The organism is Ralstonia sp. ASV6, assembly GCF_016429285.1.
GTDB classification, from domain to species: domain Bacteria; phylum Pseudomonadota; class Gammaproteobacteria; order Burkholderiales; family Burkholderiaceae; genus Ralstonia; species Ralstonia flaminis.
In genome coordinates this window covers 1-14,670 of sequence record NZ_JAELUI010000003.1, presented here as the reverse complement: position 1 = coordinate 14,670, position 14,670 = coordinate 1, and the positions used below count along the sequence as shown (strand labels likewise).

Here is a 14,670-nt window from a genome sequence, read left to right as displayed (position 1 = left end):
TCAACGAGACGTTTTTCATGGCAGGACTTTCCGCCGACACCCCGCACCCGACCGGTATTACCGTGCACACGCAATCGCGCGTGCTGGAGATCGCCTTTGCCGATGGCAAACAGTTCCGCCTGCCGTTCGAATACCTGCGTGTGCTGTCGCCGTCGGCTGAAGTGCAGGGGCATGGGCCGGGGCAGGAAGTGCTGCAGACCGGCAAGCGCGAGGTCGGCATCACTGGCGTAGAGCCGGTGGGCAATTATGCGATCCGTCCGCTGTTCTCCGATGGCCACGATTCTGGCATCTTCGATTGGGCTTACCTGTACCGCCTGGGCGTCGAGCACGACGCGCTGTGGCAGGCCTACCTCGATCGCTTGGTCGCCGCCGGCCTTGACCGTGATGCGCCGATGGCCGCCAATGCCGGCCACGCCTGCGGCCACAGCCACTGATTCCAGATTCACATCGCGGCGCATAAGCGCCCGAGCGCAACCCAATTCGCATTTCTTTCTGTCATGAGCCAAACCCACTTCGGATTCGAGAAGGTCGACGAGCGCGAGAAGGCCGGCAAGGTCGCCGGCGTGTTCCATTCCGTCGCCAGCAAGTACGACGTGATGAATGACCTGATGTCCGGTGGCCTGCACCGCGTGTGGAAGATGTTCACTATCGCCCAGGCAGCCGTGCGTCCGGGCTACAAGGTGCTCGACATCGCGGGCGGCACGGGTGATCTGGCCAAGGCCTTCGCGCGCCAGGCCGGCCCCACCGGCGAGGTGTGGCTGACCGACATCAACGAGTCGATGTTGCGCGTCGGCCGCGACCGCCTGCTTGATGCCGGCGTGCTCACGCCCAACTGCCTGTGCGACGCCGAGCACATTCCCTTTCCAGATGCTTACTTCGATGTAGTGACAGTGGCATTCGGCTTGCGCAACATGACGCACAAGGATCGAGCGCTCGCCGAGATGCGCCGTGTCGTCAAACCGGGCGGCAAGGTGATGGTGCTTGAGTTCTCCAAGGTGTGGCAGCCGCTGGAGAAGGCCTATGACGTGTACTCGTTCAAGGTACTGCCGTGGTTGGGCAGCAAGGTGGCCGGTGATCCTGAGAGTTACCGCTACCTGGCCGAGTCCATCCGTATGCATCCCGATCAGGAAACGCTCAAGCAGATGATGGAACAGGCTGGGTTGGACTCGGTCGAATACTTCAACCTGACGGCGGGTGTCGTGGCCCTGCACGTTGGTCGTCGCCTCTGACTGGCGGTTCATCCGGTCCACCAGATGGGCGATGCAGCGCACTGCGACGATATGCCACGATCCTTCACATTGAATTTCGGCGTTGACGTCTTCATCTAATGGCGTCACTGCCATTGGAGAGAAGACAGCGATGAGTTTGCATTGGGGTGGAAAATTGATGGTCGGCGCGATGGTCGCGACGATCGCACTGGGTACGGCGATGGACGCCAACGCCAAGCGCATGGGCAGCAGCCGCAGCGTCGGCAAGCAGTCGTCTGCCGTGACGCAACGTCAGCAAACGCCGCCGACCACGCCATCGCCGGCGCAGCAGGCCGCTCCAGCCGCGCAGCCGTCGCCGGCAGCACCAGCCCCGGGCGCACCGGCCGCAAAGCCTGGTCGTAATTGGGGCGGTATGTTGGGTGGTTTGGCCGCCGGTCTGGGCATCGGCTACCTGCTGTCCAAGTTCGGTCTGGGCGCAGGCCTTGCCTCGCTGCTGTCGAATCTGATCCTGATCGCACTGGTCGCCTTCGTGGTGATGTGGATCATCCGCAAGGTGCGCGGCAGCCGTCCGCAGGGCCCGGCCTACGCAACGGGTGGCCCGTCGTTTGGTGGTGATCGCGAGCCGTATGTGCCGCAACCCGCCGCGCCGGCGCCGCAGGCTTCCGCACCGGCAGCTTCGTCGTTCAACACCGGCAGCACCAGTACGTCGGGCTTGGGCGCGGGCGCGCCGACGGCCGCGCAATCGTGGAGCCTGGGTGGCCCAGCCGCTGCGTCTGCGGTCAACGCGCAGCCTGCTGCAGCTGCACCGCAACAGCCGTGGGGCGTGCCCGCCGATTTCGATACGCAAGCCTTCCTGCGCAACGCCAAGGTCTACTTCATCCGCCTGCAGGCCGCATGGGATGCCGGCAACCTGAACGACATCCGCGAATTCACCACGCCGGAGATGTTCGCCGAGATCAAGATGGACCTGGCCGATCGTGGCGCGACGCCTAACAAGACGGATGTGGTGTCGGTCGAGGCGGAGATGCTCGGTATCGAAACGCAGGCCAGCGAGTACCTGGCGAGCGTGCGCTTCTCGGGCATGATCCGCGAGGAAGCCAGCGCACCGGCCCAGCCGTTTGCCGAGGTGTGGAACCTGTCCAAGCCGACGCAAGGCAGCGGTGGCTGGGTGCTGGCTGGTATCCAGCAATTGCAGTGATGCGGTAACAGTTGAAGCGGCGCAAAACGGCCGTTTCAACATTCCCCGTAAAATAGGGTCCGACCATCCGGTTCGGGCCCTTTTTGTTGCCCGCCGGCTAGCCCGCTTCTGGCCGCTTTTGCGCACCTTTGCCGCATGTCTTCGACAGCCACTTCGTCTTCGTTTCCCTCCATGCTGATGCAGCCATTGCTGCTCGCGCTCAACCATCTGCTACGCCAGGAACCCTGGGCGCAGGAGACGCTGCGGCCGTTCGCGGGCCGTGTCGCGCGCTTTGATCTGGCCCCCGTCTCGGTGACGCTGCAGGTGGATGCGGCGGGCCTTGTGACGGTGCCAGAGGCCGGTTTGGAGCCCGCCGTGACCGTAGTCGTGCCGCTCGCCGCGGCTGCCAGCGACTACGCGACGGGCGGGCAGGCCGCCGTGCTCAAGCACGTGCGTATCGAGGGCGAGGCTGAGTTTGCGAACGTCTTGTCGACGCTACTGCGCAACCTGCGCTGGGACGCGGCGGAAGACCTCTCGCGCGTGTTTGGCGATGTGATCGCGCAGCGCATGGTGAGCGGGGCGCAGGCCGCGCGCACCGAGGCGACGCGCGTCAGCCGCTCGCTGGCAGAGGCGGTAGCGTCGTACCTGACCGATGAACAACCTACGCTGGTGCGCCATGCGCGCCTCGCGCAATTCGCTGCCGATGTGGCCGCGCTGCGCGATGCGGAGGCGCGGCTGACCAAACGCCTGGAGCGGCTTGAGAGGCTCCCGCGCCCGGCAATCTCGATGGCACGTCCGGGTGAATCGGCATGACGCGCTTCTTCCGGCTGGGCAAGATCGTTTTCGTCATCCTGTACTACGGGCTGGATCAGCTCGCGCTGTCGGGGTTCAAGAGCCGGCGCATCCGCGCGCTGGTGTGGCTGCTGACGCTGGGCCGCAAGCCCAAGCGCCCGCGCGGCGAACGCTTGCGCCTGGCGCTCGAGCAGCTCGGGCCGATCTTCGTGAAGTTCGGTCAGGTGTTGTCGACGCGGCGTGATCTGCTGCCGCCTGACGTGGCGGACGAACTCGCCAAGCTGCAGGATCGCGTGCCGCCGTTTGATCCGAAGGTCGCCGCAACGATTGTCGAGAAGTCGTTGGGCAAGCCGCTGTCCGCACTGTTCCATCGCTTTGATCATCACCCGGTGGCGAGCGCATCGATTGCGCAGGTGCACTTTGCCACGCTGCGCGGTGGCCCAGACGACGGTCGCGAGGTAGCGGTCAAGGTGCTGCGCCCGGGCATGCTGCCCGTGATCGACAGTGACCTTGCGCTCATGCGTGACCTGGCCACGTGGATGGAAAAACTCTGGGCTGACGCCAAGCGCCTGAAACCCCGCGAGGTGGTCGCCGAGTTCGACAAGTACTTGCACGACGAGCTTGACCTGATGCGCGAGGCGGCCAATGCCAGCCAGCTGCGCCGCAACTTCGCCAAGTCCGATCTGCTGCTGGTGCCTGAGGTGTTCTGGGACTGGTGCACCTCCGACGTGTTTGTCATGGAACGCATGCACGGCATGCGTATCTCGCATACTGAAGAACTGCGTGCCGCCGGCGTTGACATGCACAAGCTGGCGCGCGACGGGGTGGAGATCTTCTTCACGCAGGTCTTCCGCGATGGTTTCTTCCACGCCGACATGCACCCCGGCAACATCCTCGTGAGCGTGGCGCCCGAGACGCTGGGTCGCTACATCGCACTGGATTTCGGCATCGTCGGGGCGCTGTCGGAGTTCGACAAGAACTATCTCGCGCAGAACTTCCTGGCGTTCTTCCAGCGTGACTACCACCGGGTGGCGGTGCTCCACATCGAGTCCGGCTGGGCACCTGAAGAAACGCGCGTGGAGGAACTCGAGGGTGCCATCCGCGCCTGTTGTGAGCCGTACTTCGACCGGCCGCTGGGTGAGATCTCGCTCGGCCTGGTGCTGATGCGTCTTTTCCAGACCTCGCGCCGCTTCAACGTAGAAGTGCAGCCGCAACTGGTGCTCTTGCAGAAGACGCTGCTGAACGTGGAAGGTCTCGGCCGCCAGCTCGATCCGGATCTGGATCTGTGGAAGACGGCCAAGCCGTTCCTCGAACGCTGGATGCACGAGCAGATCGGCTGGCGCGGCTTTGTCGAGCGCCTGAAGGTTGAGGCGCCGCAATGGGCCAACAAGCTGCCGGACCTGCCGCGCCTGGTGCACCAGATCCTGGATCGCCACGCGAGCAACAATGGCAACGCCCAAACCGAAGCGCTAACCGCGTTGCTTGCCGAGCAGCGGCGCACCAATCGGCTGCTTTCGGCCGCGCTGCTGTTCATCGGTGGGTTCGCCGTCGGCATCATCGCCACCCATGTGCTGGCATGGCTGGCCCGTCATTGATTCCCTGATTGTCCGTTGCTGCCATGGCCGAGCTGCCCGTCTTCCAATCCCGTGACGCCGCTGATCCTGCTTTCTGGGATGAGCGCTTCAGCCGCGATCACACGCCCTGGGATGCACACGGTGTGCCGGCCGCTTTCCAGCAATTCTTTGAAGCGCAGCCCGCGCCACTTTCTACGCTTATCCCGGGTTGCGGCAATGCATATGAGGCCGGTTGGCTGGCCGAGCGCGGCTGGCCCGTCACGGCCATCGATTTTGCGCCGAGCGCGGTGGCATCAGCCAAGGCCGTGCTGGGCCCGTATGCCGATGTGGTGGAACTGGCGGATTTTTTCCGTTTTGAGCCGCACCGGCCGGTGCAATGGATCTACGAGCGCGCATTTCTGTGCGCGATGCCGCGTCGGCTGTGGCCGGATTACGCCACGCAGGTTGCGAAGCTGTTGCCGCCGGGCGGACTGCTGGCAGGTTTCTTTGCCGTGGTGGAGGGCCGGGATGCTCTGCCCAAGGGCCCGCCGTTCGAGACGACCCAGGCTGAGCTGGATACGCTGCTATTGCCGACGTTCGAGCGTATCAGCGATATGCCGATCGCCGAGGCCGATTCGATCCCGGTGTTTGCCGGCCGCGAGCGCTGGCAGATCTGGCGGCGTCGGGCCGGTTGATCCTGACTGCGGCCAGTGTTGGTGCGAAGCAACAATGGCGGCAGTCAACAAAAAGCCTACGGACGCCCGTTGCGGGGCGCCGCACAAAAAAGTGGCAAACGGGGTGGTATTCGTGGTCGCACCGATGCCCCGTCGCACAGTCCCATCGCTATAATCCCGCCACTTCGCCCGGCGCCCGGCTTGGCCGCCAACGGGATTTCCTGCAATTCTTCCGCGCTGCCATGCTGATCTGGTTCGTCATTATTTACTGGGTGATTTCGGTCGGGATCGGCCTTTGGGCTGCGCTGCGTGTTCGCGATGCGGCCGATTTTGCGGTGGCCGGCCGCAGCCTGCCGTTCTATGTCGTGACCGCCACGGTGTTTGCCACCTGGTTCGGCTCCGAGGCGGTGCTGGGCATTCCCGCAGAATTTCTCAAGGGCGGCCTGCATGGCGTGGTGGCCGATCCGTTCGGTTCGTCCCTGTGCCTGATCCTGGTGGGCTTGTTCTTCGCCAAGCCGCTGTACCGGATGAACCTGCTCACCATTGGTGACTTCTACCGCAACCGCTTTGGCCGCCTGGCCGAAACGCTGACCACCCTGTGCATCGTCGTGTCGTACCTGGGCTGGGTGGCGGCGCAGATCAAGGCGTTGGGCCTGGTGTTCTATACCGTGTCGGACGGCGCGGTCTCGCAGGACATGGGGATGATGATCGGTGCGGGCAGCGTGCTGGTCTACACGCTGTTTGGCGGCATGTGGTCGGTGGCCGTGACCGACTTCATCCAGATGATCATCATTGTGATCGGCATGCTGTACATCGGCTGGGAAGTCTCGGGGCAGGCCGGCGGCGTGGGCACGGTGGTGGCGCATGCGGCGGCTTCGGGCAAGTTCTCGTTCTGGCCGGCGTTCAACCCGATCGAGATCATCGGCTTTGTGACCGCCTGGATCACCATGATGCTGGGCTCGATTCCTCAGCAGGACGTCTTCCAGCGTGTGACGTCTTCGCGCACCGAGCGCATCGCCGGGTCGGCTTCGGTGCTGGGCGGCGTGCTGTACTTCATGTTCGCGTTCGTGCCGATGTTCCTGGCCTACTCCGCCACCTTGATCGATCCGGAGATGGTCGCTAAATACATCGATACCGATTCGCAGATGATCTTGCCCAACCTGGTGCTGCAGCACGCACCGGTTTTTGCGCAGGTGATGTTCTTCGGTGCGCTGCTGTCGGCCATCAAGAGTTGCGCCAGTGCGACGTTGCTGGCACCGTCCGTGACCTTTGCTGAAAACGTGCTGCGCCCGCTGCTGCCAAACATGGACGACAAGCGTTTCCTGCGTGTGATGCAGGCGGTGGTGCTGACCTTTACGGTGCTGGTGACGCTGTTTGCGCTGAACTCGCACCTGTCGATCTTCCACATGGTCGAGAGTGCCTATAAGGTGACGCTGGTGGCCGCCTTCGTGCCGCTGGCTTTCGGCCTGTTCTGGAAGCGCGCGACCAAGCAGGGGGGGCTGCTGGCCATCATCCTAGGTCTGGCCGCGTGGATATGGTGTGAAGTGTTCTTGCCGGATGCGGCGCTTCCGCCACAATTGGTTGGCCTGCTGGCCAGCTTGGGCGCGATGATCCTTGGCTCGCTCGGGCCGCAGTGGATCGAGAATCGTGCGCCAACCACCAAGGCTGCTACGCAAGCCTGATTAAGCGCTGTTGGGCAGGAGCGATGAAATGCACGGTGTGCCACATTGTGGCGCGCCGCCATCGCCTGTACCGCAACCGCGGTCAGGAATCCCACTGAAAGGGTTTATAATTCAAGGCTTTGCGCGCCCGTGCTTGTCAGATGGACTTGCAACCGGCGCAGTTGCCCCGATCTTTCGCAAGCCCGCACACGCTTTCTGTGCCGGAATCGCGGTTGGCGACGGGCATTTCAATCGTTTTCTCGAATTTCGTTTGTTCCAGGGTGAGGACACCATGCCGATCTATGCTTATCGATGCGACGCCTGCGGCCACGCCAAGGATGTGCTGCAGAAGATGAGCGACGCGCCGCTGACGGATTGCCCGGAGTGCGGCGCGCCGGCGTTCAAGAAGCAGCTCACTGCTGCCGGCTTCCAGCTCAAGGGCTCGGGCTGGTATGTGACGGACTTCCGTGGCGGCTCGGGCGGTACGTCGGCTGCCAGCACGGCGGCCAAGCCGGATGCCGCAGCGGCATCCGCTGCCGCGCCGGCCGCTTCGTCCGACAGCGCCTCCTCCACCGCATCCAGCGCTGCTCCGGCGGCTTCGGGTGGTTGCGGCACGTCGTGCGCGTGCCACTGATCGCATCGTTGATTTCTCGGTCCGCCGCCCCATGAAACAGAAAACCAGCGCGCTCAAGACGTGGTTCCTGACCGGTCTTCTGGTGCTCGTCCCGCTTGCGATCACGCTGTGGGTGCTGTCGCTCATCATCGGCACGATGGACCAGAGTCTGGCGCTGCTGCCGTCGGCCTGGCAGCCCGATCGCCTGCTCGGCGTGAAGATCCCGGGTCTGGGCGCGATCCTGACGCTGTTGTTCATCCTGATCGTGGGCGTGCTGGCGCACAACTTCATTGGCCAGAAGCTGGTGACGTGGTGGGAAGCGCTGCTGGGCCGCATTCCCGTGGTTGGCCCGATCTATTCGAGCGTCAAGCAGGTATCGGACACGCTGCTGTCGTCCAACGGCAATGCCTTCCGCAAGGCGCTGCTGGTGCAGTACCCACGCGAGGGTTCGTGGACGATTGCCTTCCTGACCGGTCGCCCCGGCGGTGACGTCGAGAACCACCTGCAGGGCGAGTACGTCAGCGTGTACGTGCCGACCACGCCCAACCCAACGTCGGGTTTCTTCCTGATGATGCCCAAGGCCGACACCATCGAGCTGGACATGACGGTGGATGCAGCGCTCAAGTACATCGTGTCGATGGGGGTGGTGGCGCCTGAGACGCTGCCGCGCCGCATGGACCCGCCTGATGCCTCGCCACATACGGAGGACCGGTCGCCGGCAAACTCGCCGCGCGACCCCTCGAATCCGAGCGCGCTGCCCGAAACCGGCGGCGCCGTATCAGCTCCTTAGTAACGCATTCGGCCGGTAGCGCGAGCCCATCCCTCCGGCTCCTCGATCAACTTTCTCGCGCGTTGCCCTGTTGGCAGCGCGCTTCGCGGAAAATCACAACATGCAAATGCGTACTCAATACTGCGGTCAGGTCACCGAACAACTGCTCGGCCAGAGCGTCACCCTGTCGGGCTGGGCGCATCGCCGTCGTGACCATGGTGGCGTGATCTTCATCGACCTGCGCGACCGTGAAGGCCTGGTGCAAGTCGTGTGCGACCCAGACCGCCCGGAGATGTTCAAGGTGGCAGAAGGTGTGCGCAACGAGTTCTGCCTGCAAGTGAAGGGCATCGTGCGCGCTCGCCCGGAAGGCACCACCAACGCCAACCTCGCCAGCGGCAAGATTGAAGTGCTGTGCCACGAGCTGACCGTGCTCAACGCCTCCGTCACGCCGCCGTTCCAGCTGGACGACGACAACCTGTCGGAAACCACGCGCCTGACGCATCGCGTGCTGGATCTGCGCCGCCCGCAGATGCAGTACAACCTGCGCCTGCGCTACAAGGTGGCGATGGAGGTGCGCAAGTACCTCGACGACAAGGGCTTCATCGACATCGAAACGCCGATGCTGACCAAGAGCACGCCCGAAGGCGCGCGCGACTACCTCGTGCCCTCGCGTGTGAACGCTGGCCAGTTCTTTGCGCTGCCGCAATCGCCGCAGCTCTTCAAGCAGATGCTGATGGTGTCGGGCTTCGACCGCTACTACCAGATCACCAAGTGCTTCCGCGACGAAGACCTGCGCGCTGACCGCCAGCCCGAGTTCACCCAGATCGACTGCGAAACGTCGTTCCTGACCGAGCAGGAAATCCGCGATCTGTTTGAAGAGATGATCCGCACGGTGTTCAAGAACACCATGTCGGTCGAGCTGGATGCCAAGTTCCCGGTGATGGAGTTCCGCGAGGCGATGGCCCGCTTCGGTTCGGACAAGCCGGACCTGCGCGTCAAGCTGGAGTTCACCGAGCTGACCGACGCGATGAAGGATGTCGACTTCAAGGTGTTCTCGGCTGCAGCCAACGCTGAAGGCGGCCGCGTGGTGGCCCTGCGTGTGCCGGGCGGCGCCGCCCTGTCGCGTGGCGATATCGATGCCTATGGCAAGTTCGTCGAGATCTACGGTGCCAAGGGCCTGGCCTGGATCAAGGTCAACGAAGTGGCCAAGGGCCGCGACGGCCTGCAATCGCCGATCGTGAAGAACCTGCACGACGCGGCCATCGCTGAAATCCTCAAGCGCAGCGGTGCGCAGGATGGCGACATCCTGTTCTTCGGTGCGGACCGTGCCAAGGTCGTCAACGACGCCATGGGCGCGCTGCGTCTGAAGATCGGCCACTCCGACTTTGCCAAGAGCACTGGCCTGTTTGAAGATGCCTGGAAGCCGCTGTGGGTGGTGGACTTCCCGATGTTCGAGTACGACGAGGAAGATGCCCGCTGGGTGGCCATGCACCACCCGTTCACGAGCCCGAAGGACGAGCACCTGGAATACCTGGAAACCGATCCGGGCAAGTGCATCGCCAAGGCTTACGACATGGTGCTCAACGGCTGGGAAATCGGTGGCGGCTCGGTGCGTATCTATCGTGAGGACGTGCAGAGCAAGGTGTTCCGTGCCCTGAAGATTGGCGAGGAAGAAGCGCGTGCCAAGTTCGGCTTCCTGCTGGACGCCCTGCAGTACGGCGCGCCCCCGCACGGCGGCATCGCATTCGGTCTGGACCGCGTTGTCACGATGATGGCCGGTGCGGATTCGATCCGTGACGTGATCGCCTTCCCGAAGACGCAGCGTGCGCAGGATCTGCTCACGCAGGCCCCGAGCCCGGTGGACGAGAAACAATTGCGCGAATTGCACATTCGTCTGCGCGCTGCCGAGGCAAAGGTGGCAGCACCGAACGCTGCAACGACGGCCTGATTCTCGTCGTTCGCGCTGCGACGCACACCGCGCCGACCCGCAAGGGCGGCGCGGTTTGTTTTTGGGCACTGGCTTCGTGCGGGAACGTCACTTGCTACCCACGGTCCCTTGGAATTGTCACGTTGGGTGACGGCGAAGGAGGACCACCTTGAATGATCCTGTCGATTTTGTGCGCACCTGGGTGGTGGCGCACGCAGAATTCCTGCTGACCTGGCTGATCGCCGCGCTGGTCATCATGACCGTGGCGTGGATCGAAATCCGCCGTGCCACCCGCCGTGCGGCCATCGCCATGACCGAGGCCGTGGCAACAACCGTAGCGGCTTGCGTGCCGGAGATCGCCGCTGCGGCGCAGAGTGCGCATCCAACCGCCGCGGCAACCTCGGTTCCAACCGCACGCCTGGACGACGCGTTGCGCGATCTGGGGCGCCTGGCTGCAGATCGCATGCATTGGCTGCGCGGTGTGGCCAATCTGCGTGTGCCGGATGCCGCCTTGCCGTTGGCCGCACCGGAGGCGCCGGTCCATCCGCTGCTGTACGACACGCCACGTTCGTTGGCAGAGAAGCACCTTGCCGCTGAGCGCTGTTTTGCCGAGCATGCCCACGCGCTGCAGGCCGCCCGCCGTGCCCTGCAGACCCTTGAGGCTGCCGAGCGTGAAGGCCGCGAAGAGCTGCAGCGCATTGAGCGTGAGACGTCCGCCATTGTGGTGCGCTTCGAGCAGGCGAACGCGCAGTCCGAGCAGACCGAGGTACAGCGGTTCCTGATCCAGAAGTTCAACGCGCTGGGCACGCGCGAGCGCGAGCTGACGGCGCAAGTCAGTGCGTTGCGCCAGCAACTGGGTGAGCGAACCGAGGCGCTGTGGGCCCGATCGGACCTGGCCGCCGCGGACTACGCCGCGATGCTCGACCCACTGCTGGCGGTCGCGCGCCGCGAACTTGGCCACGAGGGCGGCCACGGCAGCGCCACCGATGAGACCGTGCTGTGGCTTGCACGCATGCGTACCGGCCAGGGCCCATTGCGCGCGGCTTGATGGCTGCGGCATCGCAGCGCTGCCTGGCAATGGCGATCATCACAATCAGCGGCATCCGGCTGCGGTAAGCTATCGAATTGCGGTGCGCTTATGTCGCCCGCCGTTACCCGCTGCCAAACCGTCATGCCGCATAAGATTCCCGTTTCCGTTCTCGTCGTCATCCACACGCCTGATCTGCATGTGCTGGTGATGGAGCGGGCGGATCACCCTGGCTTCTGGCAATCCGTCACCGGCAGTTGCGACGCCCTTGATGAGCCCCTGGCCGAAACCGCCCGCCGCGAGGTGCAGGAAGAAACCGGCATCGATACGGGCCGGCATCACCTGATCGATTGGGGGCACCAGATCGAATACGAGATCTACCCGCGCTGGCGCCACCGCTACGCACCGGGCGTCACACGCAACACCGAGCACTGGTTCGGCCTGCTGGTGAGCGGCAAGGTGCCGGTGCGGTTATCGCCACGCGAGCATCTCCAGGCTGAGTGGCTGCCCTATGAAGAAGCCGCTGCGCGCTGCTTCTCACGCAGCAACGGCGAGGCCATCCTGCAACTGCCCGAGCGTCTGGCGGCCTACACGGCCCGCCAGGGCGCCATCGCAAAGGACCAGGCCTGACATGCTCCGCTTGCGCGTCGCCACCTACAACATCCATAAGGGCGTAACGGGGATTGCGCGTCGCGTGCGCGTGCATGATGTGCGGCAAGGCTTGCACACCATGGACGCCGACATCGTCTTCCTGCAGGAAGTGCAGGACCGCAATGACCGGCTGGTCGCTTCCGAGTTATTCGACCCGAGCTATACGCAACTGCGCTACTTGGCGACCGACGTCTATCCGCACTCGGTCTATGGCCGCAACGCCGTGTACGACCACGGACACCACGGTAACGCCATCCTCTCGCGGTTTCCGATTCTGTTGTCGGAGAATCTGGATATTTCCGATCACCGTTTTGAGCAGCGCGGCCTGCTGCATGCGGTGACCGATCTCGGCTTCGGTGAGGTGCACCTCTTGTGCGCACATTTCGGCCTGTTTGCGCGCAGCCGGCAGCGGCAGGCTGAAGCACTGATCGACCGCGTGCGCGCCGTGGTACCGAAAGACGCACCGCTCGTGGTGGCCGGTGATTTCAACGACTGGAACAACCGCCTCGACCGCATCATCTGCCAGTCGTTGGGTGCGACAGAAGTGGCCGACAAGGCAGCCGATGCGCGCCCCGTGCGCACCTTCCCAAGCCATATGCCGTGGTTGCGGCTCGATCGCATCTACGTGCGCGGGTTCGACATTGAACGCGCGCATGCGCTGACGGGCCGCGAGTGGGCGCAGCGCTCCGACCACGTGCCCCTGATGGCGGAACTGGCGCGCCCATGAGGGTCGTGCGCGATGCGGGTCCGCTGCGTTCTGAGTGGCGGCGGGGCAAGCCCCTGCCAGGCAACGACGTCGACCTGCTGTGCGGCGGCGCAGCGTTCTTCCCCGCACTGATTGCGGCCATTGATGGTGCGCAACATCGTGTCGCGCTCGAAACCTACATCTACACCAACGACGACGTCGCACGCAGCGTGACCCAAGCACTTGCGCGCGCTGCACAGCGTGGCGTGGAGGTTCACCTGACGGTCGATGGTTTCGGCACCGGCGCATTGCCCGCCGACATCGCCACGATGCTCGACGCGGCAGGCGTAGTCTGGCGCGTGTACCGCCCCGTGCGTGGCTTCGCGTTGCAGCGGCGCTACCTGCGCCGCCTGCACCGCAAGATCGCCATCGTTGACGATGAGATCGCCTTCGTCGGCGGCATCAACATCATCGACGACCTGAACCACGCGCCGCTGAACGACGCCACGCTCGGCGCGCGCTACGACTTTGCGGTATGCGTGCGCGGGCCGCTGGTTGCGCAGATCGTGCTGACGGTCGATCGACTCTGGTGGCAGATGGGGGTGCGCTCCGGCGTGCGCGAGGTGGGTGTGACTGGCGTGGCGGCCGATTTTCCGGTGATGACCGATACGCCCCGTCCGCGTCATCGCGGTGAGTCAGGGGCACAGAGTGAGCGTGCCCCGGGTAGCGTGCTTGCCTCGCTGGTGCTGCGCGATAACGTGCGCAATCGGCGCGCGATCGAACGCGAGTATCTACGGGCGCTCGGTACGGCACGGCACGAAGTGATCATCGCCAATGCGTATTTCCTGCCGGGCGTGCGCTTCATGCGTGCGCTGGCGGCATGCCGGCGGCGCGGCGTGCGCGTGCGCATGCTGCTGCAGGGGCGTGTTGAGTATCCGTTGCAGCATTTCGCCACGCGCTCGCTGTACCACATGCTGCTGCGTGACGGCGTGGAGATTCACGAATACACGGCCAGCTTCCTGCACGCAAAAGTGGCGGTGGTGGACGAGCGCTGGGCCACGGTCGGCTCCAGCAACATCGACCCATTCAGCCTGCTGCTCGCACGCGAGGCCAACGTTGTCGCATGGGATGCCGAAGTCGCCGGCGAATTACGTACGGCATTGGAAGAAGCCATCGCACATCACGCCCGCCCCGTGCTCGCAGACACCCATGCCGCGCGCCGCTGGTGGTGGCGCCTGGCAGACTGGTGCGCATACCGGGTCGTGCGTCTGGGGGTGGTCATCAGCGGACAGGCCGCACAGTATTAGCGGCATGTTGGTTTAGACGCGCATCGAAAACAAAACAAGGACGGAGGAGACATGCAGGTCATCACAGCAGACGAAGCCGCTCGGTTGGTGCAGCCCGGATGGACGGTGGCGTGCGCCGGGTTTGTCGGCGCGGGTCACGCGGAGGCCGTCACGCACGCACTGGAGCGCCGCTTTCTGGCGACCGGCGAGCCGCGCGATCTCACGCTGGTCTACTCGGCAGGCCAGGGCGATCGCGCCACGCGCGGCGTCAACCACTTCGGCAATCCTGGTATGACGCGCTGCGTGGTGGGTGGGCACTGGCGCTCAGCAACGCGTTTGGCAGACCTGGCGCTGGCCGAACAGTGCGATGCGTTCAACCTGCCGCAGGGGGTGCTCACGCATCTGTATCGCGCCATCGCGGGTGGCAAGCCGGGCGTGCTCACCAAGATCGGCCTGCATACCTTCGTCGATCCACGTACCGAACTCGATGTGCGCTATCACGGTGCCGCCATCAATGCGCGTGCCAAGGCGGCGCGGGCGGCGGGCACCGCATCGTGGGTCGAGTTCGAACGCTTTCGCGGCGAAGACTACCTCTTCTATCCGAGCTTCCCGTTGCACTGTGTGTTCCTGCGCGGCACGGCCGCTGA

At 64.4% G+C, this 14,670-nt stretch carries 15 protein-coding genes; all 15 read left to right on the top strand.

All coding sequences use genetic code 11. The features are described 5' to 3' along the window. Nucleotides 1–17 precede the first annotated feature (17 nt). Nucleotides 18–434 carry a gamma-butyrobetaine hydroxylase-like domain-containing protein gene (locus JHD73_RS00865; RefSeq protein WP_199026716.1) on the top strand — a complete coding sequence of 139 codons (417 nt, stop codon included), beginning with the start codon at nt 18–20 and terminating at the stop codon, nt 432–434. A gap of 63 nt (nt 435–497) precedes the next feature. Then, nucleotides 498–1,229, top strand: coding sequence for a bifunctional demethylmenaquinone methyltransferase/2-methoxy-6-polyprenyl-1,4-benzoquinol methylase UbiE (gene ubiE, locus JHD73_RS00860; RefSeq protein ID WP_039599093.1), 732 nt, complete (start codon nt 498–500; stop codon nt 1,227–1,229). 130 nt (nt 1,230–1,359) lie between these two features. Beyond that, nucleotides 1,360–2,406, top strand: a complete 1,047-nt coding sequence (locus JHD73_RS00855) for a Tim44 domain-containing protein (RefSeq protein ID WP_199026715.1) — start codon at nt 1,360–1,362, stop codon at nt 2,404–2,406. Nucleotides 2,407–2,541: 135 nt separating this feature from the next. Then, the gene (locus JHD73_RS00850; protein WP_199026714.1) at nt 2,542–3,198 is read left to right on the top strand and encodes an SCP2 domain-containing protein; all 657 of its coding nucleotides are present in this window, start codon (nt 2,542–2,544) and stop codon (nt 3,196–3,198) included. Continuing rightward, nucleotides 3,195–4,772, top strand: coding sequence for a ubiquinone biosynthesis regulatory protein kinase UbiB (gene ubiB, locus JHD73_RS00845; protein ID WP_048933986.1), 1,578 nt, complete (start codon nt 3,195–3,197; stop codon nt 4,770–4,772). The genes JHD73_RS00850 and ubiB overlap by 4 nt, the downstream gene beginning before the upstream one ends. Nucleotides 4,773–4,795: 23 nt before the next feature. Next, nucleotides 4,796–5,425 carry a methyltransferase domain-containing protein gene (locus JHD73_RS00840; RefSeq protein WP_199026831.1) on the top strand — a complete coding sequence of 210 codons (630 nt, stop codon included), beginning with the start codon at nt 4,796–4,798 and terminating at the stop codon, nt 5,423–5,425. 221 nt (nt 5,426–5,646) lie between these two features. Beyond that, on the top strand, nt 5,647–7,086 hold the full coding sequence (locus tag JHD73_RS00835) for a sodium:solute symporter family protein (RefSeq protein ID WP_199026713.1): 1,440 nt from the start codon (nt 5,647–5,649) through the stop codon (nt 7,084–7,086). A 271-nt stretch (nt 7,087–7,357) separates the two neighbouring features. Beyond that, a complete protein-coding gene (locus tag JHD73_RS00830) occupies nt 7,358–7,699 on the top strand; it encodes an FmdB family zinc ribbon protein (RefSeq protein ID WP_199026712.1) in 342 nt (113 codons plus the stop codon). A 31-nt stretch (nt 7,700–7,730) separates the two neighbouring features. Then, a complete protein-coding gene (locus tag JHD73_RS00825; protein WP_199026711.1) occupies nt 7,731–8,468 on the top strand; it encodes a DUF502 domain-containing protein in 738 nt (245 codons plus the stop codon). 100 nt (nt 8,469–8,568) lie between these two features. After that, the gene (aspS, locus tag JHD73_RS00820) at nt 8,569–10,395 is read left to right on the top strand and encodes an aspartate--tRNA ligase (protein ID WP_199026710.1); all 1,827 of its coding nucleotides are present in this window, start codon (nt 8,569–8,571) and stop codon (nt 10,393–10,395) included. A 148-nt stretch (nt 10,396–10,543) separates the two neighbouring features. Further along, nucleotides 10,544–11,422, top strand: a complete 879-nt coding sequence (locus tag JHD73_RS00815) for a hypothetical protein (protein WP_199026709.1) — start codon at nt 10,544–10,546, stop codon at nt 11,420–11,422. Between the two features lie 123 nt (nt 11,423–11,545). Continuing rightward, nucleotides 11,546–12,031: a dihydroneopterin triphosphate diphosphatase gene (nudB, locus tag JHD73_RS00810; RefSeq protein WP_199026708.1), complete on the top strand. Its 486-nt coding sequence runs from the start codon at nt 11,546–11,548 to the stop codon at nt 12,029–12,031. A 1-nt stretch (nt 12,032) separates the two neighbouring features. Continuing rightward, nucleotides 12,033–12,779: an endonuclease/exonuclease/phosphatase family protein gene (locus JHD73_RS00805; protein ID WP_199026707.1), complete on the top strand. Its 747-nt coding sequence runs from the start codon at nt 12,033–12,035 to the stop codon at nt 12,777–12,779. After that, entirely contained in the window at nt 12,776–14,044 is a 1,269-nt protein-coding gene (clsB, locus tag JHD73_RS00800) for a cardiolipin synthase ClsB (protein WP_199026706.1), read from the top strand. Before JHD73_RS00805 ends, clsB begins: the two co-directional genes overlap by 4 nt. A gap of 51 nt (nt 14,045–14,095) precedes the next feature. Beyond that, nucleotides 14,096–14,670 (top strand): CoA-transferase (locus tag JHD73_RS00795; protein WP_306663008.1); only part of this gene is annotated, 575 nt, incomplete at its 3' end.

Bases quoted from the DNA above. Each gene is read 5' to 3' on its own strand.
- ubiB (WP_048933986.1), top strand. From the start codon at position 3,195: ATGACGCGCTTCTTCCGGCTGGGCAAGATCGTTTTCGTCATCCTGTAC.
- JHD73_RS00865 (WP_199026716.1), top strand. From the start codon at position 18: ATGGCAGGACTTTCCGCCGACACCCCGCACCCGACCGGTATTACCGTG.
- JHD73_RS00835 (WP_199026713.1), top strand. From the start codon at position 5,647: ATGCTGATCTGGTTCGTCATTATTTACTGGGTGATTTCGGTCGGGATC.
- JHD73_RS00850 (WP_199026714.1), top strand. From the start codon at position 2,542: ATGTCTTCGACAGCCACTTCGTCTTCGTTTCCCTCCATGCTGATGCAG.
- nudB (WP_199026708.1), top strand. From the start codon at position 11,546: ATGCCGCATAAGATTCCCGTTTCCGTTCTCGTCGTCATCCACACGCCT.
- JHD73_RS00805 (WP_199026707.1), top strand. From the start codon at position 12,033: ATGCTCCGCTTGCGCGTCGCCACCTACAACATCCATAAGGGCGTAACG.
- clsB (WP_199026706.1), top strand. From the start codon at position 12,776: ATGAGGGTCGTGCGCGATGCGGGTCCGCTGCGTTCTGAGTGGCGGCGG.
- JHD73_RS00830 (WP_199026712.1), top strand. From the start codon at position 7,358: ATGCCGATCTATGCTTATCGATGCGACGCCTGCGGCCACGCCAAGGAT.
- aspS (WP_199026710.1), top strand. From the start codon at position 8,569: ATGCAAATGCGTACTCAATACTGCGGTCAGGTCACCGAACAACTGCTC.
- JHD73_RS00855 (WP_199026715.1), top strand. From the start codon at position 1,360: ATGAGTTTGCATTGGGGTGGAAAATTGATGGTCGGCGCGATGGTCGCG.
- JHD73_RS00840 (WP_199026831.1), top strand. From the start codon at position 4,796: ATGGCCGAGCTGCCCGTCTTCCAATCCCGTGACGCCGCTGATCCTGCT.
- JHD73_RS00825 (WP_199026711.1), top strand. From the start codon at position 7,731: ATGAAACAGAAAACCAGCGCGCTCAAGACGTGGTTCCTGACCGGTCTT.
- ubiE (WP_039599093.1), top strand. From the start codon at position 498: ATGAGCCAAACCCACTTCGGATTCGAGAAGGTCGACGAGCGCGAGAAG.